Raw genomic sequence first — 18,249 nt, forward strand, 5'->3', positions numbered from 1 at the left:
GATTATTCTGCTTTGAGCCAGAGTCTTAGTGACTATATCGAAGCCAGCAATAAGGAATGGAGTTTTCATTATAATTTTTTAGGTATCATGTCTGTGGTTTACTGGCTAAATGATGCAATCTGGGGCACAAACTATTTTAATACTAAGAGCAGGGAAATTAAGGTAAGTGCTGCTACTCATTTAAAAAAAATGATTGATCATAAAGATTATGATTCAATCATCCTGAGCGAAGCTGAGGAAACTGCTCTCCGAAACGGTACCTTAGGTGATTTAATAAATAGCCATGGCGGCTTAGATACCATTATGCAATCCTTAAAGGCGAATAAGGATAACAACCACGTAACTACGATAACTACTAACTTTTAGCCAGGTTTTGCTATCTCACCGTATTAAAATTTGTCCAAGAGCCATTCTGCGCGCTTCTGGGTAAACAAATAGTGATTGAGCATAGAAATGTAGGGAGGAGGGGAGAAGGCTCAATCATGCTCAACCTGGATTCAATGATAGAGATAAGCGTATATCCGCATTCTTCATTGAAGTATTTATGAAAGTACAAAAAATTAAACTGAGTTCTTAGGATGTCACATGGATAGTTCTTGATGAACAATTCAAAGCTACTGTAATTACTCATTTTGATTTGTCCGGTAATGAGCTTGGCTACACGAGTGGAGAAGAACTAATCGCCATTTTAAGAGTCCTCAAAGATTCTGGCATCACCCATCTTGATTTGAGCCGGAATAACCTTGGACAAAAAACCGCAGAAGAGTTGGTATCCATATTGAGCTTCCTTAAAGAGCCTAGTAGTATCACTCATCTTAATTTGGGATGGAATAGCCTTGCTCGAAAAACCGGGGAAGAGCTGGTATCCATATTGAGTTTCCTCAAAGACTCAGGCATCACGCATCTTAATTTGGGATGGAATGACTTTGGGCGAAAAACCGAAGCAGAACTGGTAGCCATCTTGGGCTCCCTTAAAGAGTCTAGCATCACGCATCTTGGTTTGGGATGGAATGGCCTTAGGCAAAAGACAGCAGCAGAGTTGACGAATATTTTTCAAGCAATACCTGAAAATATTGCAGCAGTGCCATTAATGCTTGAGGAATTACAGAATATGAGCTCAGAACAACGGCAAGCCATTCAAACTCGCTTGCCTAATGTCGAGCAAATTATTTCAGGTGATCAAAATACAGCGAATATGAATGCTTATATCCGCCTTGGATTCATGGCGTCTGCACCATCTTTATTGAATACAGCCTCTTTCTTTGTCGCTAAGAATAACACTCTTTTCATGCTAGGAATTAAGGAAACACTCCCTCAAGAGTTAATAGAGCGTATCAATCAGTTTAGTGGTTAAGCAAATGAAGCAATTGTCTTGAATTAAAATTCAGGTGTAGTAGTTCATACATGATCTGACAGTTGCCGTTTTTTTAGAAGTGTCTGTCAGGTCAAATTTAGTTTATAAATTTTTCCATCTAGATTTGTTTCAACCAAAGTTTGCATTGGTGTTCTTCCGCAGCAAATTTTTCCTTGATGGGTGCGCTCATTATGGCTCCGTTGCAAAAACGAACGATAGTTTATACTTTAAATAAAACTATTGGACGGGCTCCTAAATGCGCTCAACGAAACCTACAGCCTTTAAATGGCGTCATTTTCATGGAGAAGTGATTTTACAGTGTGTTCGCTGGTACTGTAAATATGGAATCAGTTATCGTGATCTGGAAGAAATGATGGCGGAGCGTGGCTTGGAAATTGACCATACAACCTTGTATCGCTGGGTTCAGCATGATGCTCCTGAATTAAAAAAGATGCTCACTATTCCTGGTATTGGCCCTATTTTAGCACTTATGATTTTATCTGAAACCGGTGATTTAAGGCGCTTCAGACATTACCGCCAGTTCCTTAAGTTCTGTGGGTTTGATTTATGCACCCATCAATCAGGTTATTTTCGTGGTCGCAGCAAAATATCTAAATATGGAAATAGCAAACTACGTTATGCTTTCTGGCTTGCAGCAACGGTGGCCATTAGAATGCGCGAAAATACATTTAGAAAAAAATTTGAGAATTACATTAAGCAGGATCCCAAAAACGATGATTTAAAACGGAAAGGATATACTGCTGTTGCTGCCAAAATGGCTCGTGTAGTCTTTGGCATCATTAAAAATGAAACGAATTATCGATGTTACTATGAATCGGTAATACCCAGTGGAAGAATCCCCTCTGTAGGGCCGTAGAGGCTATTGACCTCGTAGATAATGTTTGGATCTTCCATTGGGATTTTATTTTGTTTTAAGTACAGTAAAGGTCTGGCATCTTGCTCTGGACCTTGTGTCACTATGGTTAAAAAATATTCCTATAAGAAATGGAAACCATTGGGTTTTGATGAGGTTAGCAGTAATACATTTAAAAAATTAGCTTATTGAGCTAACGGGATCTGTTTTTCCAAAAAAATATTGACTCCAGAGTTAGTACGTTGTCGCAACGTATCTGTCGCGGCTTACCACGCCTTTCAATAATCTGATTCAGAGTTCTTACAACACGTTCTGCCGGCAAGGAAAAATCCACCTCGATAGCAAGACCTTCTCGATTGAAATCATCAAGTACGTTTAATAAGCGATAAGACCGACCATTGTCTAGCTGATCGTGGATAAAATCCATCGACCAACACTCGTTGATTGCAGTCGGCTCTCTCAATGCTTCCGGCTTGTTCCTGATTAACCGCTTTTTTGGTTTTACCTGCAAGTATAAACTATCATTCGTTTTTGCAATGGAGCCTAATTGGGTTCCCCTAAAGCTCCCCTTTTTCATCCTTTTCTTTATTGCCCTTTTTATCAATGCCACCCTGTCTTTCTCCTCTTTTATCTGTTTCAGGCTCTAGCGGGTGGTTTTTCTCGGGTTTATTCGAATGACGATAAGATACGTTATCCTGCAAGTCTTTTCGGTCCATAATCGCTCCTTAAATATTAGTCTTATGTCCATACATTATTAGTATAGTTATAAATCATTAACTGTACCTCTTCCCAGTGAAGGTTTCTCCTGCTATGGTGATTAAGATTTTTAATAATAGGAACACATAGGGATTTAAAGGATAAAATACATAAGGATATGAGATGCTTAATCCACGTGAAGTGAAGACTGCAGAAGATGCAAAACGCATTGTTGAAGAGAGGCAATTAAGTCATGTCAAAGTGGGTATTTTTGATATCGATGGCGTGATGCTTGGCAAATATATGAGTCGCAATAAGTTTTTTTCCGCTTTGGATAATGGCTTTGCTTTTTGTGATGTAGTTTTGGGCTGGGACACAAAAGATAACCTTTATGATAATGTGGGTTATACGGGTTGGCATACGGGTTACCCTGATGCCAATGTACGTATTATTCCTTCCAGTTGCCGTGAATTAGTGGTCGAAGACAATCAATTGCTATTTCTGGCAGAATTTTCTGAAAAGGCTGAGGCGCTTTGCCCGCGCGCTGTGTTAAAGCGTGTTATTGAAAAAGCAAAGCATATGGGGTTTGATGTTTATGCCGCCCTGGAATATGAATTTTTCGTTTTTGATGAAACTTCTGAAAGTGTTCGTGCTAAGGGTTTTCGTAATTTAAAAACGATCACGCCAGATAATTTTGGTTATTCAATTCTACGTAATACGGTTCATGCTGAATTTTATCATCAGATTTTACACATGAGTGAGGTAATGGATTTCCCTATCGAAGGGCTGCATACAGAAACAGGTCCCGGGGTAATTGAAGCAGCGATTGCCGTTGACTCTGCGATGAATGCAGGTGATAAGGCAGCCTTATTTAAAACTTTTATGAAGATATTGGCCCAGCGTAACCAAAAAATGGCAACCTTCATGGCAAAATGGTCTATGGACTATCCTGGGCAAAGTGGCCATATTCATCTTTCCCTAAAGCATTTAGAAGGGCATTCCGCATTTTATGATCCTAAAAACGCTCATAATATGAGCAGAATTCAACGCCATTTCCTGGCTGGCCAACAAGCGTTAATGCCTGAGTTGCTCGCTATGTTTTCACCTACCATAAATAGTTATTCACGTTTAATTCCAGGCTATTGGGCACCTACCGATGCAACTTGGGGGGTAGAAAATCGAACTACGGCCTTACGCGTAATTCCTGGTAATGAAAAATCACAACGCATTGAATATCGTTTGGGCTCGGCCGATGCCAATCCTTATCTTGCTTTAGCTGCGGCAATCGGCTCAGGCTTATATGGAATTGAGCAAGAGATGGAACCTAGGGAAGAAGTTAAAGGAAATTCATACGCGCAGACTCATGATAAAGAATTGGCTTTACCACGGACCTTATGGGATGCAGCGCAAAACCTTAAGGCATCACGAGCGGCACATGCCTTATTCGGTGAAGACTTTGTGATTCATTTCGCAGCGACTCGAGAATGGGAAGAACGTGAATTTCGAAGACACGTTACTGATTGGGAATTAGATCGTTATTTTGAAATTATTTAGGAATAAAAATGAAATTTAAAACCTATTCTCCCATTGATAATTCGGTTTATGTAGAACGTGCTTTTGCAACCCAGAATGATATTAATTTAGCGCTCGAAAAAGCACAGTCAGCCCAAAAATTATGGCGTCGTGCTTCTGTCGCAGAGCGTGCGGAATATTGCCAGGCCGCGGTAGATGTTATTGTGGCCAATAAAGAGGCGATTGCCTTGGAGTTAAGCTGGCAAATGGGACGACCCATTCGTTATACCCAAGGTGAAATTAACGGTTTTGAAGAACGGGCAAGATATATGATTGCTGCCGCAAAGACCGCGCTTGAGCCCATTGTGCTCCCGGAAAAAGAAGGTTTTATTCGTTATATTAAACGAGAGCCTTTAGGTATTAACTTAGTTATCTCTCCTTGGAATTATCCATTTCTTACTACAGTTAATTCGGTGATTCCTGCAATTATGGCTGGCAATGCAGTATTGTTGAAATGCTCCGCGCAAACACCTTTGGTGGCAGAACGATTGGCCCATGGATTTAATGAAGCTCGTTTACCCGAAGGCGTTTTTCAATATTTGCATCTGAATCATGCTGACACAGAACAATTAATTCGTTCCACACACATCAACGCGGTTGCATTTACCGGATCGGTTGCGGGTGGGGCAATGATTGAGCGTGCCGCTGCAGGTCGTTTTATTCATATAGGCTTAGAGCTTGGGGGTAAAGATCCTGCTTACGTGCGTGCTGATGCGGATCTGCGTCATGCAGTAGAAACAGTGATGGATGGCGCTTTTTTTAATTCGGGACAATCATGTTGTGGTATCGAGCGTGTTTATGTACATCAGGATATATACGATGAGTTTTTGGCTCAATCGGTGCAATTTGTAAAGCAATATCGCTTAGGGCGCTCTGATGATCCGGAAACAACCTTAGGCCCTATGATTCGTGCTGAAGCTGCCGACTTTGTGCGTGGTCAAATTAAAGAGGCCGTAGCGCAGGGAGCAGTTGCCCAGATTGATAGTAAGGATTTTGCTTTAGATCAACCAGGCTCTGCCTATTTAGCCCCCCAAATATTAACCGAAGTCACGCATCAGATGCGGGTGATGAATGAAGAAACGTTTGGTCCCGTAGTTGGTATCATGAAGGTCAAAAATGATGAAGAAGCGATTGCTTTAATGAATGATAGTGAATATGGATTGACTGCAGCCGTATTTACCCAAGATATTGAGCGAGGCGTTGCTCTCGGGGAGCAATTACAGACCGGTACTTTTTTCATTAACCGCTGTGATTATTTAGATCCCGCTCTGGCATGGACGGGAATAAAAAACTCTGGAAGAGGCTGCACTTTGTCTTCTGTCGGTTATGAATCCTTAACACGACCAAAGTCATTTCATATTAAAAAATTAGGAATTTAAAGATGCTGAAAGCCAATTGGAATTATCCCACAAAAATTCGTGTGGGCAAGGGACGACTAAATGAACTACCGATCGCCTGTATTGAGCTTGGCATGAGGGCTCCATTATTGGTCACTGACCCTGGCTTAGCCAATTCAGTATTGGTAGAAAACACCTTGGCATTGATGCACGAAGCGGGGATAAAAACCTCAGTTTTTTGCCACATTAAAGCAAATCCTACTGGAAAGCAGGTCATGGATGGCGTTGGTGCTTATTGTCAGGGAGCTCATGATGGGGTGATTGCTTTTGGTGGCGGCTCAGCCCTTGATGCAGGTAAAGCGATTGCGTTAATGGTGGGGCAACAGCATTCTTTATGGGATTTTGAGGATGTGGGTGATAATTGGCTGCGCGTGAATGTGGATGCAATGGCACCAGTTATTGCCATACCAACGACTGCGGGTACTGGTTCGGAAGTAGGGCGGGCTTCGGTTATTACTGATACAAAACAGCAAATAAAAAAAATAATTTTTCATCCAAACATGCTACCTTCTTTAGTTATTCTTGATCCCGAACTTACAGTAGGTTTGCCAAAACCGATTACGGCAGCTACGGGAATGGATGCATTATCTCATTGCCTAGAAGCCTATTGTGCTCTTGGTTATCATCCTATGGCGGAAGGTATTGCTTTAGAAGGGATTCGGTTAATTAAAGAAAATTTATTAGTGGCTTATCATGAAGGGACTAATATAACTGCACGCACAAATATGTTGGTTGCATCCTCTATGGGAGCAACGGCTTTCCAACGTGGCTTAGGAGCAATGCACGCATTAGCCCACCCTTTAGGCGCATTATATGATGCCCATCATGGCCGTCTTAATGCTATTTTAATGCCCTATGTATTACATGCTAATCGGTCTGCGATTGAAGAAAGAATAGACCGCTTGGCTCGTTATTTGTCTCTTGATAATGGATTCGAAGGGTTTTTAGAATGGGTTCTTCAGATGCGTTTGGAGTTGGGAATAGAATCAACCTTAACTGAAATTGGTATTGATACTTTACAAATTGATCGGCTCGCTACCATGGCTACAGAAGATGCTGCAGCAGGGTCAAATCCTATAGTATTTACGCAACAGCAATACAAAGATATTCTGTATTCAGCATGTAACGGACTGTAAGGTATTTATGAATCTTGGGATTTTAAATTGTGATCGAGTGGGTGAGGTCTTTGCCGTACATTATGGACAATATCCAGATATGTTCGCTAGGCTCTTTCAATCTATTGCTCCCAAGATGACATTTACTGTATTTAACGCAATGGAAGGAGAACTGCCAAAGGATGTCCATGCGGCAGATGCTTATTTAATTACAGGAAGCAAGTACGGCGTGAATGATGGCTTTCCTTGGATAGCCGCTCTGGAAGAGTTTGTGCGTGTTTTACATACAGCATCAAAAAAAGTAATTGGTATCTGTTTTGGGCATCAACTTATCGCTAAGGCTTTAGGAGGAAAAGTAATTAAATCTCCTAAGGGCTGGGGTATTGGGGTGTTACAAAATCAAATCGTACAAGCTAAAGAGTGGATGCATCCGGCCAAATCTTATTTTAATTTACTCGCAAGCCATCAGGATCAAGTAGTCATTCTTCCACCGGGAGCGCAATTGTTAGCAAGTAGTGCATTCTGTCCAAATAACATGATGCAAATAGGGAAGACCATGCTCAGTTTACAAGGACATCCAGAGTTTACTAAGGCTTATGCTAAAGATGTAATGCAATCGCGTAAAAATATTCTTGAGAAGGAAGTGCTTGCGCAAGGATTGAACTCTTTAGAGCTAGAGCACGAACATACGCTTATAGCCCAGTGGCTCCTGCATTTTTTAGCACAAGAAGAGGCTGTTTAATGAGTATGTATTTGTGCAGCGCGGGGATCTTTTAATCCCCAAAGCAAAGTTAATGCAGCTACTAATGCCATGTCTTCTTGCGGACAAAAATCCATTGCAACGGCAAATCCAATATAATCTTCTTCAGGTAAGGCTAATTCTTGATTCAATATGGGTTTAACTTTAGTAATGAGTGCGCGCATGGCCGTATCATCTATTGAGGTAAAATGAGTTTTTCTACTTGATAACATCTCTCTCAATGTTTTATGTAGTGCATATTTTAATAAATAAAGCGCATTACTCTGGGCCTCATTTAAATCGCTCAACTTAATAAGACCCGCTTCATTATATAAATGGCTAAATTCATAATATTCGGGGGAAAACTCATAGTTAAGAATATCTAATTGCTGCCCATGACTTGTTTGGCATCTAAAGAAAAATAAAACAGAATTATCTTTGTCTAACTCCTTAATTTTAAAACATCCTTGAAAAATAAAAGGAGTTTCCCAAATAGCAACTAACACAAGGGTTTCCACATTAATTCCGGTAAAATTCTTTGCCATAAGATACCTGTTTTCCTCTGGTGGACTACGCTTTCGTTAAGATAGCCCCATCCCAATGACTAATTATTTCCGCATTGTTTTTCCAATAATAACTCCCAACAATGGTAAATTCTTCATTAGGTATAAACAGCCAATTTGTGTTTTTATTTGCAGGCGGGGTAGATTGTAAATACAAATCAAAAGAGCCATCTTCATTTTTTTGAATAGATTGATTGATACTACTCATTATTAAGGATTTATTATTTTTAGGGTTTGTTGCTATTTGGGAATTCTTATCAAGTAATACGATATTCCAAACTAGGTCCCCGCTATCCGCATTATTCACTTTAGGCACATGCAGAATGTATTGGTGTTCACCAGTTAGTTTTTTTCCCTCCAAATCAGCAAAAGTGATTACTATATTGGTTGATGATGGAGGAGAGTTCAAGGCGCTTTTTGAAGCCAGGGCTTCTTTATTGGTTTTGTTCGTAGTAGTACGCGTTTCATATTTGTATACAGTTGAGATAATGGTGGCAAAAAAAAGAGCGAGGAAGTAGGTGGCGCGCAATAAAAAATTTTTCTTCTCTTTGTATTCCTTTAACCAGTCAATTGCACCAAGTTCTAAATAGGGTTTCATCAAGGCTAAAGGATAATTATTGACCCTTTCTAACAAAGCCAAAATAGCCTTTCTTTTTTTCCTGGAACCATAAAAGTGGAGAAAAAAGCCACGTGGCTTTTTAGAATTTAAAATTGCTTTTGCTGCATAACATTGATTCCAATTAAGGCCTTGTTCCTGTGCTTCCTCAGGACTTGCAATTAGACTTAACATTTTAATTTCCTGCAAAAAGCGGTAATAGGAAGTTTGATTAATTAAGCTTCTAAGTGCTATACCAAAAAGGTATTCTGTACGTACTGCGGGATGGTTTTGCCAATCAAAATACTCAAGCAGATAAGTAGTGAATGCGGGCATGCACTCAGCTTTATCAATTAAGCGAAGGGCTATCTGTTCTTGAAAGAGTTCGGCATCTTCTAAATTATCTAATAATCCTTTTTGATTAAATTCTTTAAACTTTTCTATAGCTTCCTCTTCATGACCGAAAGCAAGTAAATTTAATAATAGAATACTTAAATCTTGGGGATCTGTCTTATCTTGCTGGACTCCATCCTCTATGCAGTTTGTTTCAATATTGAAATCAACTTGATCTGTATTAATGGACTCACCTGCAGCAAATTTTTTAGCCAACTCGAAAGCTTCACGCACACGTTGAAAGCCTTCCGGATCAACTTCCGGCTTATGTTGTTTTAGTTTTGCTGCATAGGCTTTTTTTATTTCTTTAATATCGGTCGTTTGTTCTATTTCCAGTATTTGCCAAATAGTCATTACATGCCTCTAAAAAGAAAATTGATTATGTTGTATCTCATCCAGCTTTATTTTAATCGCGCTACGTGCTCTGGAAATAAGTTGCGGATCTTGGCTATCTATGACTTGGATAAATTCTTTGATGAGCTGACTTAAAGCCAAGCGTTCATTGCCGCTAAGATCCTCGTACAGTTTTTCTGCCCGGCTGATGATTAATTGATTTTCAATTTGTTCTCTGGGATGCATTTTAATTTCTGCCAGCATCAATAAACGCTCAGCAATTTCCTGTTTACTTAAGACACCGGGATTGCCTTCAATAATGAGTGTTTTCTTTTCTTTGGTTTCTAAAAAAGTAGCTTCTACTTCGAGTAGACCATCAATGTCATAAGTAAAACGTACTTCAAAGCCTTTATTTTTGAGATGCTTATCTACCGTGATGGTAAAGCTGCCTAGAAAGACATTTTTTTCGACAAAAAGGCTTTCGCCTTGATAAATTTTAATTTCCACTTCACGTGCCTGTTCATAGTCGTAGGGGTAATAGACTTGAGCTCGGCTGATGGGAATTACCATATTGCGCTCAATTATGGGATCAAAATAATGTTTCTCATTGTTACATACCTCAATGCCTAGCGAGTAAGGGCAGACATCCGTTACAACAATTTCATCCAGTGCTTTATTTTGACTTTTTAAGCCTGCTTGAATGGCGGCACCTTGGGCAATTACAGTATCTTGATCCAAATGACACAAGGGTAATTTACCAAACATGCGGCTTACCAGTTTTTTCACTGACTTCATACGGGTAGCACCGCCAACTAGAACTACTTGATCAATACTGGCGGATGATAATTTGGCATCATTTAATACCTTGATAACTGGGTTACGTAAACGTTCCAGCAAGGGCGCAATCTTATTTTCAAATTCTAATTCGCTGTACTGATAAGAAAAGATCTCACCGTCCCAATTAACTGATAAAGTAGCTTCTGCTGCTAACGATAATTGGTGTTTGGCTAGTTCCGCTTGCTCTAGTATTTTTTGACGTTGTTTCTCGGGTATTTGTTCTTTGCTAATGCCTTTGGCTTGAATTAAGTCGTTAAGAAACATTTCTTCAATAACTTGGGTGAAATCAATGCCGCCGAGCACATTATCACCATGGGATGCACGCACTTCAATAACTCCGGAAAACATATTTAGCAGCGACACATCGAAGGTTCCGCCACCTAAATCAAAAATAAGGTAGTTGGTGTCATCTAACTTTTCTTGCAAGCCATAAGCGATGCCTGCAGCAGTAGGTTCATTGATTAAGCGCTCCACATGTAAACCAGCTAATTGGCCAGCAATTTTAGTCGCTTTACGTTGCGCGTCGCTAAAATAGGCCGGAACAGAAATAACTGCTTCGTGAATGGACATGCCCAGAAATAGTTCAGCATCTTCTTTTAATTGTTTTAAAATAAATGCGCTTAATTCTTCGGCACGGAAGGAATAATTTCCCAGTTTAAATACCTTATTGGTACCCATATAGCGCTTGAAATTAGCCATGGTTAGGGCTGGATGGGTTACTAATCGATTTAAGGCAGGCTCCCCAACTAATATGGAGTTCTCATCCACACTAATTACGGAGGGGGTTAAAAATTTTCCTAAAACATTCGGGATAAGTTTTGCCTTTGTGTCGTCCCAAAAGGCAATTAGGCTATTGGTCGTACCTAAATCAATTCCAACAATCATTACTTCAGCCTTTTACTTTGTTTTTATTTGGAGATTTTCTTGCTTGACCAATAATACCACTAATAAAAATTAATCCATATAAAATAGTTTTATCGATTTGCAAAATTGATTAGCCTTGGCTCCTTGTGATGGCAAAGGCAAGGTGCTTACGCATAGGCAATATCTGTGACCGTTAAATTATGTTCTTCACCACCAACTCGTAATGTCCTAATTTCTCCAACCTTAGCTTTCAATAAGGTTTTCGCCAAGGGGGAAATCCAGCTTATTTTGCCTGCATTAATATCCGCTTCATCCAGACCTACAATTTTGACACAATGAGACTCACCCTGCTCATTAGTATATTGGACCGTGGCGCCAAAAAATACTTGAGTAAGACCGGCTTGCAATTTAGGGTCAACAATTATGGCAGTCTCTAATCGTTTCGTTAAATAGCGGATGCGTCTGTCTATTTCACGTAACCGTTTTTTTCCATAAATGTAATCACCATTTTCTGAACGGTCTCCATTGCCCGCAGCCCAACTTACTACTTTGACAATTTGAGGTCGTTCATTACTCACTAAATTACGTAATTCATTTTGTAACATGGAGAATCCAGTGGGGGTCATATAATTTTTGATGGGTGGTAATTTTTCCGGACGCTCCGGTTCAGAATACTCATCATCTTCTTTGGTAAAAGCCTTACTCACCATAAACTCCTATATGATAGGTTACGTTGGTTTAAATTATTATAAGCTACCATACATGCCTGGATGAGCAATAAGATTTGTTATCCAAAAGGAGGCAGCTTAAGCAGGAAAATATCAAGAAAAGATCTTTCTTTGCAATCTTGTCTTAGCAAAAAGCATTAATAAGCTATGAGTTTTTTTCTTTTTTTCTCACTTTTGCAGGCCTTACTATTAAGCGTACATTTCTTTGCCCTTTAAAAAAATAAAATACCCAATCGATAAAGACCAATATTTTAGTTCTAAAACCAATTAAAAAATAAATGTGGACAAAACACCAAGCCAGCCATGCAAAGAAACCACTGGATTGCAAAGGGCCTGATAATACGAGCGCATTGAATCGGCCAATATTTGCCATCATCCCTCTATCTTTGTAATGAAACGCTGGTCTATTATTTATAGGGATTTGTTTTCTAATTAAATTTCCTACAAATTTACCTTGCTGCAATGCAACTGGTGCAATTGCGGGTAAGGGCTGATCATTCTCTTTAAGGAATGCGGCATCACCCAGTACAAACACTTCAGGGTTCATAGGCAGACTTAAATCGGGTTGGACAATAACCCGACCTGATTTATCGCAGGGTACATCCAGCGTTTTTAATAGGGGGGATGCCTCGTTGCCGGCTGCCCAAATAATATTATGTGCCGGAATAAATTGATCGCCAAAAGCAACACCTTCATCAGTAATTTCCGTGACCCGGGTATTTAATAGTACAGTGACTCCTTGTTTTTCAAGAGTATGCTGTGCGTAGATTGCTAATTTTTGGGGGTAACTATTTAGTACCTGATTGCCACCTTCAATAAGGTAGACCTTAGTTTTGCTGGGATCAATTGAGCGAAAATTACTTTGTAAACTCTGATGTGCAATTTCAGCGATTGCCCCCGCCATTTCGATACCAGTTGGGCCTGCTCCAATCACAATGAATGTTAATAAACTCTCAATAAGAGATATATCAGTAGCATTCTCAGCTAATTCAAATGAAGTTAATATCATTTCACGAACACGAAGGGCATCTTTTAATGTTTTTAATCCTGGAGCAAATTTTTCCCACTGATTTTGACCAAAATAGGAGTGACGCGAGCCAGGTGCAACAATTAGATAGTCATAGGAAATATGCTGGTTATCATCAAGAGTGACAACTTTTTCTTCTTTATTTATAGAAAGCACTGTGGCCATTAGTGTTTTGATATTTTTATTTGATCGGAATATTTCGCGAATAGGGGCGGCAATATCTCCAGGAGATAAAGCCGCTGTAGCAACTTGATATAATAATGGCTGAAATAGATGATGGTTTGTTTTATCAATGATGGTGATGGAAAATCCAGGTTGATTTGCCAATGTTTTTGCAGCATTAAGCCCGCCAAAACCGGAACCAATTATGACAACATGTTGTGTTTTTTTTGACAAATGCCGCTTCATTTAGCACCTCATCAGTTCAGCCTTAAAGACTAATTCTAATGAGAATCCCAAGATCATTCCAGATCTGCATCGTTTCGATTTAAATCCCAAGCAGATTTAAATCGAAACTAATTGTGATGAATGTTCTTTATGAATAAAGTATTCGCATTAAGTAGGAGAATGTGGTGGTAGCAAATTTACTGGTTCGGATATATAACTTCTTACTCTTTCTGGAGTAAAGAATCTGAATGAAGACAGATGTAGGCCATAATCCAGGCGAGTCGGCAAGTTTCGCTCGAGTACTATCTGTTTTTCAATTAACACATAGGTGGTAAGGTAATGGGATAGTAATATTTTACTATTACTCATTAAATGAGATGGAGCTTTCTCTACAGATCCTACAAGAAGGCGTGCCAATTCATCATTGGCCCAAAATAAGAACAAACTGGTTGATAGGAAAGTTTGACGCGATGTACAACGTACTATAGCCTCACCTAAATCCTCAATTAATTGCCTTAGGGAGCGATAGGCATCTTGAGATGATATTTTTTCATTCTTATCCAAATGAGCTTTCTGTTGTGGCGGTAACCTCTGTATAAAAAACACTAAATCTTTGGCAATTTTTTGCAGAGCCAAGGGCGAAAGAAAGGAAGAAATATTTGGCGTGGTCATTAAACCCCAAGAAAAAAACTGCTGGAGACGATTTTCTAAACGATTCAATGGCATTTCACGAATCCGATTACGTGCCCATTTACGAATTTCCTCATGGCCATCTCCATAAAGAATAAGATCGAGAGGACCGTGTTTGTCATATTTCATCATTTCTGTAATTAATTCCTGAGAAAGTTCGGCTCCTAATTGAAAATAGGCGTTTTTATTTTTTATTTCTTCAACAGTTGGTGCGAATGTGACGGTCGTTTTCCATTTTTCTAATTCTTTAGTCAAAATGCGGGTTGTGGGAGGAATAACCTTTGAGCCTTGTATGTGGGAGGCATTAAGTTCAATAATTTTTTCTCCGATGATTGGGGTGGTGGCTAAAATAGCAGTAATAAACTGTTCTTCAGTATTATCACTATGTTTCCCCATGAGCAGGTGAGTTAAGCTTCCGTTTTCCGCGATGCTGTCTAGATAGTGGGTGTTTAAAAATTGTCCTGGATTATCTGGGGCGCGATGAAAAGCAACAATAATACAGCTTCGGGGCGTATCTTTTTCCAGTGTACGATAGCGATGATGAATTAGGGCCCCAGCCTCAAATATTGTGGTGAGTGGCATTTCTGGATGAGTTACCTCAACAACAGTAGGGGAGTTTTCTCCGGTTATTTTTTGTTGTAAATCAAATATAGATTGTACGGCTTCCTTAGAGGTAAAAATTGAAGCATCTTCAGTAGACCAGGCTTTCCCATTCTCGCTGACATTACAGTTGCGAACCCCCTTATGGGTTCCAGGTATAAAAACAAAATTTTGCCCCTTAGGCCCACTGGGTTTACCGCGTTCCCAAGTAACAATGATCTTAAATTCTCTGCGAAAAGGCGTGTTATCAATATGCAACATATTATCTTGTGCTTGAACAGCTAAAGGCTCGGCATCTTTGCCGCGTGCATCAACAATGCGAATGGGTCCTCCAGAGGAATAAGCGATAAGTGCAATCAGCAATGGGTGCATGAATGCGTTATTAAATTGGCTTGCGCTCAAAAAATCGGGATGGTTACCTAAATTGATATATGAATGTATCCAGCTTTTACTGCCATCTGTTGCAAGTTTTTCAGTATATTGCTCTATTAGTTTTTGGAAACTCTCTGTATCAATCATTTTTCCAAAAATTAAAGCTCCATCGTGTTCGATAATCTTAGTTAATTGCAGAAACTCATTAATAAGATAAGCAGCTTTTGCTGCGCCAAATTCTTGAATAAATTGTTGCTGCATGCTTTGTAACAACTTCTCTTGAAACGCTTCTTTTTTTTCTAAATCGCGGAAACGGTTATAGGCTTCAGGTACTCTTATTTCCTTTTCTTCAACTAATTCGGGCACAATAGGTTTGGCGGAGCATCGTTCTTTAATTAGTGCATCAATTTCTTGTTTATTGTTTAGAGGAACGTCTAATATAATTTTATTATACATAAATTAATTTTCTCACTTGGCAATGATCAGCTTTTAGTTGATTGTGATTGTTTAACGGCCTCAAATTTTTCAAGCAATAACTTAATCAAGCGCTTATTTGGCAGTTGTTTATCTAGATTGAGCTGTATTTCCTCTGGAACCTTTGATGGGACTGCATCACTCATTGAAGTGCTCCTAACACGAACTAGCGTTGCCTGTGCGGCAAAGGAGTCGTGACAGGTTTATATGTTCCTAGAATATGCAGCAATTGGGATGCCGTTTAACAGATTGTCATCTCATCCTCTGCTGCTTGAATAGTTAAGTAAGCTTGAACCGCCATCTCAATGAAACAGAGGCCATTTTTTTAGACATATTTTATCATTTCAAACTAAAGGAGTAAATAATATGCAAATAGAATTATTTATTATTTCATTGAATACTAAACTACCTTGAATTAACATTTATTTCTTATTCCTTCAAATGCAATTGATAATCATTCTCATTGACATTTGTTTTTCGTAATGTAATGCTTGCTAGTATGTTTACCTATTAAATTAAGAAGGATCTTATGTCTGTTAAAACTAGTGCAAGGCCTGAGGAGATTTCCTTAAGATTCTGTGCCAAATGTCTAAAAAAATTTTGTCCCCAAACAGATTCTGCTACGGTGAGGTTTTTTGTGCCTACTCTTGATGCCTTATTTAGAAATCATTTTGCTTATATTGAGCTATCTAAAGAAATAGTTGATGCTATTTATAGCATTGAAGAGCATTATAGTGTGGATTTATCTAATATTGCGGAGGTATTGCATGTTGAGCTAGGCGATTTGCCTTCCGAAGAGCGAGAAGAAGAAATTAAGTCATTTTACTCTTATACATCAGAGCTCAATTTTCATTTTACTAACCCGATAAATGTTTAATAAGTTACAAGGAGTTAGGTGAGACATGAGGGACTACCTTTAAAAGCTTTCCTCCTAATGTTAGGACGAAGGCTTTTCAGAACTTGCCACGAATTAATGTGTATCCCGTTCAGGAGATCCTCGCGGCACTTGTAATAAGGTACTTCGCAAAAATTTTTTAAGTATTCTTAGTGCTATGATTCTGAGAAAAGGAAAACCCTATATTTCGCAAAGATACTCCAAAGAAATAAAACTAAATGATATTCTTGAAAAAAAGCCTTAGATTTGATTATCAAAAAGGGCCGCATCAATGCGTACTAAATTATTTAAGTTATTAAAATCACTTACGAAGTTTGTCTGCTTAGGCCTTATAATTTTGCTGGGCTTAAGGGTAGTTGATTCGCAACGTGGCCCCGCATTGGAACTATGGCATACTTATGTACCCAAAGAAAAACAAGCTAAAGAGCTGGATAAACTAAATTGGGGTGAATACATAAGAATAGAAAATACTCTTTTTAATGCAGTACGAATAGAAGTAACTGAGAAATTAACTAATAAACAACGTATCCCGGGAAATCGGTATTTTTATGGCAGCCCTGTTTATCCGGAAAAATTCGCTACCGATTGGAATCGCTCATATATACTGGAACCTCAAAGTCCCGCTGTTGGGGCGGTTATACTCTTACATGGATTAACTGATTCTCCATATAGTCTGCGCCATATTGCCAAACGATATGTAGCCCATGGCTATGTCGCAATAGCGATTAGACTACCGGCGCATGGCACCGTACCCGCCGCATTAACAGATGTCAAATGGGAAGATTGGCTCGCAGCAACCCGGCTCGCTGTGCGTGAAGCACGAAGACGCATAGGACCATCACAACCTCTACATCTTGTAGGTTTTTCTAATGGAGGAGCATTGGCGTTAAAGTATGCTCTTGACTCTATTGAAAATAATCAATTAAAAAAACCAGATAAGATCATCTTGATTTCACCAATGATTGGAATTACCCGTTTTGCTCGCTTTGCAGGCTTTGCTGCCTTACCCGCTATTTTACCCCCATTTGCAAAAGCAGCTTGGCTCAATATACTTCCTGAATTTAATCCCTTTAAATATAATTCTTTTCCAGTCAATGGAGCAAGACAGTCGCATCGTTTAACGGCCGCCTTACAACAACAAATAGTACGCCTTGCCAATGAAAATCGGCTGATAGAACTTCCTCCGGTGTTAACGTTCCAGTCGGTAATGGATTTTACCGTGAGTACGAGTGCCATAATTACAGCTTTTTATGCTAACCTTCCGGCAAATGGTAGTGAACTGGTATTATTTGATTTGAATAGGGCCGCCAAATTAGGTCTTTTATTACGCCCTTCAGCAGATACGGCAGTGACCAGGCTTTTAAATGACCCTCCGCGCAAATTTCGCAGCGTAATTATTACTAATGCGAATGAGGGCAGTATTGATGTAGTTGAACGAGTTACTGAGGCTGGAGCAGTAAATGAACGCATTTCCCCTCTAGAGTTAACTTATCCACGCGATGTTTACTCCTTGTCTCATGTGGCGCTTCCTTTTCCCATAAACGATAGCCTATATGGCCTTTCTCCTGATTCAAATGAATATGGCGTGCAACTAGGGACTATCGCTTCACGGGGCGAGCGACAGGTGCTCATTGTAAGCCTGGATTCAATCCTTCGTCTTTCGTCCAATCCGTTTTTTCCCTACATGATTAAACGGATAGAAGAGAATATTCCCTAAACCCTCCAAGGGCTTAGTGTAAGCTGA

The 18,249-nt window shown here is 39.4% G+C and carries 16 protein-coding genes and 3 pseudogenes; 10 read left to right on the plus strand and 9 right to left on the minus strand.

From position 1 onward, the window contains the following. The 4 genes and pseudogenes from BN3124_RS17145 to BN3124_RS04405 form a co-directional block, all read left to right on the plus strand. Nucleotides 1–366 (plus strand): annotated as a pseudogene (locus BN3124_RS17145) (hypothetical protein); the annotation flags it as partial. Nucleotides 367–637: 271 nt separating this feature from the next. Then, complete coding sequence (locus tag BN3124_RS04400) at nt 638–1,354, plus strand: leucine-rich repeat domain-containing protein (protein ID WP_058533665.1); 717 nt, start codon at nt 638–640, stop codon at nt 1,352–1,354. A 256-nt stretch (nt 1,355–1,610) separates the two neighbouring features. Next, nucleotides 1,611–1,811, plus strand: a pseudogene (locus BN3124_RS17150) (IS6 family transposase); the annotation flags it as partial. After that, on the plus strand, nt 1,806–2,231 hold the full coding sequence (locus BN3124_RS04405) for a transposase (RefSeq protein WP_269057619.1): 426 nt from the start codon (nt 1,806–1,808) through the stop codon (nt 2,229–2,231). The pseudogene BN3124_RS17150 and the gene BN3124_RS04405, both read left to right, overlap by 6 nt. Nucleotides 2,232–2,469: 238 nt before the next feature. Here BN3124_RS04405 and BN3124_RS04410 read toward each other — a convergent pair. Together BN3124_RS04410 and BN3124_RS17065 are read right to left on the minus strand one after the other, a co-directional pair. Next, nucleotides 2,470–2,745, minus strand: a pseudogene (locus BN3124_RS04410) (DDE-type integrase/transposase/recombinase); the annotation flags it as partial. Between the two features lie 40 nt (nt 2,746–2,785). Further along, nucleotides 2,786–2,944: a hypothetical protein gene (locus BN3124_RS17065; protein ID WP_155522661.1), complete on the minus strand. Its 159-nt coding sequence runs from the start codon at nt 2,942–2,944 to the stop codon at nt 2,786–2,788. A 163-nt stretch (nt 2,945–3,107) separates the two neighbouring features. On the opposite strand from BN3124_RS17065, the gene BN3124_RS04415 reads away from it, so the two are divergent. Genes BN3124_RS04415 through BN3124_RS04430 form a run of 4 tightly spaced genes read left to right on the plus strand, consistent with a single transcriptional unit; the run spans nt 3,108 to nt 7,750 of the window. Beyond that, nucleotides 3,108–4,478 carry a glutamine synthetase family protein gene (locus BN3124_RS04415; RefSeq protein WP_058533666.1) on the plus strand — a complete coding sequence of 457 codons (1,371 nt, stop codon included), beginning with the start codon at nt 3,108–3,110 and terminating at the stop codon, nt 4,476–4,478. An 8-nt stretch (nt 4,479–4,486) separates the two neighbouring features. After that, a complete protein-coding gene (locus tag BN3124_RS04420) occupies nt 4,487–5,875 on the plus strand; it encodes an aldehyde dehydrogenase family protein (RefSeq protein ID WP_058533667.1) in 1,389 nt (462 codons plus the stop codon). 2 nt (nt 5,876–5,877) lie between these two features. Then, complete coding sequence (locus BN3124_RS04425; protein ID WP_058533668.1) at nt 5,878–7,029, plus strand: iron-containing alcohol dehydrogenase; 1,152 nt, start codon at nt 5,878–5,880, stop codon at nt 7,027–7,029. Between the two features lie 7 nt (nt 7,030–7,036). Beyond that, entirely contained in the window at nt 7,037–7,750 is a 714-nt protein-coding gene (locus BN3124_RS04430) for a glutamine amidotransferase-related protein (protein ID WP_058533669.1), read from the plus strand. Here the strand turns inward: BN3124_RS04430 and BN3124_RS04435 are convergent. The 7 genes from BN3124_RS04435 to BN3124_RS17070 all read right to left on the minus strand — a co-directional run bounded on the left by BN3124_RS04435 (nt 7,747) and on the right by BN3124_RS17070 (nt 15,756). Continuing rightward, nucleotides 7,747–8,292 (minus strand): hypothetical protein, encoded by a 546-nt coding sequence (locus BN3124_RS04435; protein WP_058533670.1) that lies wholly within the window; start codon nt 8,290–8,292, stop codon nt 7,747–7,749. The two genes, BN3124_RS04430 and BN3124_RS04435, sit on opposite strands and share 4 nt — an antisense overlap. A gap of 25 nt (nt 8,293–8,317) precedes the next feature. Continuing rightward, the gene (locus tag BN3124_RS16965; RefSeq protein ID WP_058533671.1) at nt 8,318–9,652 is read right to left on the minus strand and encodes a DUF1214 domain-containing protein; all 1,335 of its coding nucleotides are present in this window, start codon (nt 9,650–9,652) and stop codon (nt 8,318–8,320) included. 9 nt (nt 9,653–9,661) lie between these two features. Further along, on the minus strand, nt 9,662–11,353 hold the full coding sequence (locus BN3124_RS04445; RefSeq protein WP_058533672.1) for a molecular chaperone HscC: 1,692 nt from the start codon (nt 11,351–11,353) through the stop codon (nt 9,662–9,664). Between the two features lie 146 nt (nt 11,354–11,499). Next, nucleotides 11,500–12,042, minus strand: coding sequence for a transcription elongation factor GreB (greB, locus tag BN3124_RS04450; protein ID WP_230849069.1), 543 nt, complete (start codon nt 12,040–12,042; stop codon nt 11,500–11,502). Between the two features lie 163 nt (nt 12,043–12,205). Continuing rightward, nucleotides 12,206–13,495 (minus strand): NAD(P)/FAD-dependent oxidoreductase, encoded by a 1,290-nt coding sequence (locus BN3124_RS04455; RefSeq protein WP_058533673.1) that lies wholly within the window; start codon nt 13,493–13,495, stop codon nt 12,206–12,208. Between the two features lie 147 nt (nt 13,496–13,642). Further along, nucleotides 13,643–15,592 carry a hypothetical protein gene (locus BN3124_RS04460; protein WP_058533674.1) on the minus strand — a complete coding sequence of 650 codons (1,950 nt, stop codon included), beginning with the start codon at nt 15,590–15,592 and terminating at the stop codon, nt 13,643–13,645. A 26-nt stretch (nt 15,593–15,618) separates the two neighbouring features. Next, nucleotides 15,619–15,756 (minus strand): hypothetical protein, encoded by a 138-nt coding sequence (locus tag BN3124_RS17070; protein WP_155522662.1) that lies wholly within the window; start codon nt 15,754–15,756, stop codon nt 15,619–15,621. 383 nt (nt 15,757–16,139) lie between these two features. Between BN3124_RS17070 and BN3124_RS04465 the strand changes: the two genes are divergently transcribed. Further along, nucleotides 16,140–16,487 (plus strand): hypothetical protein, encoded by a 348-nt coding sequence (locus BN3124_RS04465; protein WP_058533675.1) that lies wholly within the window; start codon nt 16,140–16,142, stop codon nt 16,485–16,487. 289 nt (nt 16,488–16,776) lie between these two features. Further along, nucleotides 16,777–18,222 carry an alpha/beta hydrolase gene (locus BN3124_RS04470; RefSeq protein WP_058533676.1) on the plus strand — a complete coding sequence of 482 codons (1,446 nt, stop codon included), beginning with the start codon at nt 16,777–16,779 and terminating at the stop codon, nt 18,220–18,222. Nucleotides 18,223–18,249: the final 27 nt, after the last annotated feature.

The organism is Legionella saoudiensis, from assembly GCF_001465875.1.
Taxonomy (GTDB): Bacteria; Pseudomonadota; Gammaproteobacteria; order Legionellales; family Legionellaceae; genus Legionella; species Legionella saoudiensis.

Bases quoted from the DNA above. Each gene is read 5' to 3' on its own strand.
- BN3124_RS04405 (WP_269057619.1), top strand. From the start codon at position 1,806: ATGCTCACTATTCCTGGTATTGGCCCTATTTTAGCACTTATGATTTTA.
- BN3124_RS17065 (WP_155522661.1), bottom strand. From the start codon at position 2,944: ATGGACCGAAAAGACTTGCAGGATAACGTATCTTATCGTCATTCGAAT.
- BN3124_RS04415 (WP_058533666.1), top strand. From the start codon at position 3,108: ATGCTTAATCCACGTGAAGTGAAGACTGCAGAAGATGCAAAACGCATT.
- BN3124_RS04420 (WP_058533667.1), top strand. From the start codon at position 4,487: ATGAAATTTAAAACCTATTCTCCCATTGATAATTCGGTTTATGTAGAA.
- BN3124_RS04425 (WP_058533668.1), top strand. From the start codon at position 5,878: ATGCTGAAAGCCAATTGGAATTATCCCACAAAAATTCGTGTGGGCAAG.
- BN3124_RS04430 (WP_058533669.1), top strand. From the start codon at position 7,037: ATGAATCTTGGGATTTTAAATTGTGATCGAGTGGGTGAGGTCTTTGCC.
- BN3124_RS04435 (WP_058533670.1), bottom strand. From the start codon at position 8,292: ATGGCAAAGAATTTTACCGGAATTAATGTGGAAACCCTTGTGTTAGTT.
- BN3124_RS16965 (WP_058533671.1), bottom strand. From the start codon at position 9,652: ATGACTATTTGGCAAATACTGGAAATAGAACAAACGACCGATATTAAA.
- BN3124_RS04445 (WP_058533672.1), bottom strand. From the start codon at position 11,353: ATGATTGTTGGAATTGATTTAGGTACGACCAATAGCCTAATTGCCTTT.
- greB (WP_230849069.1), bottom strand. From the start codon at position 12,042: ATGGTGAGTAAGGCTTTTACCAAAGAAGATGATGAGTATTCTGAACCG.
- BN3124_RS04455 (WP_058533673.1), bottom strand. From the start codon at position 13,495: ATGAAGCGGCATTTGTCAAAAAAAACACAACATGTTGTCATAATTGGT.
- BN3124_RS04460 (WP_058533674.1), bottom strand. From the start codon at position 15,592: ATGTATAATAAAATTATATTAGACGTTCCTCTAAACAATAAACAAGAA.
- BN3124_RS17070 (WP_155522662.1), bottom strand. From the start codon at position 15,756: ATGAGTGATGCAGTCCCATCAAAGGTTCCAGAGGAAATACAGCTCAAT.
- BN3124_RS04465 (WP_058533675.1), top strand. From the start codon at position 16,140: ATGTCTGTTAAAACTAGTGCAAGGCCTGAGGAGATTTCCTTAAGATTC.
- BN3124_RS04470 (WP_058533676.1), top strand. From the start codon at position 16,777: ATGCGTACTAAATTATTTAAGTTATTAAAATCACTTACGAAGTTTGTC.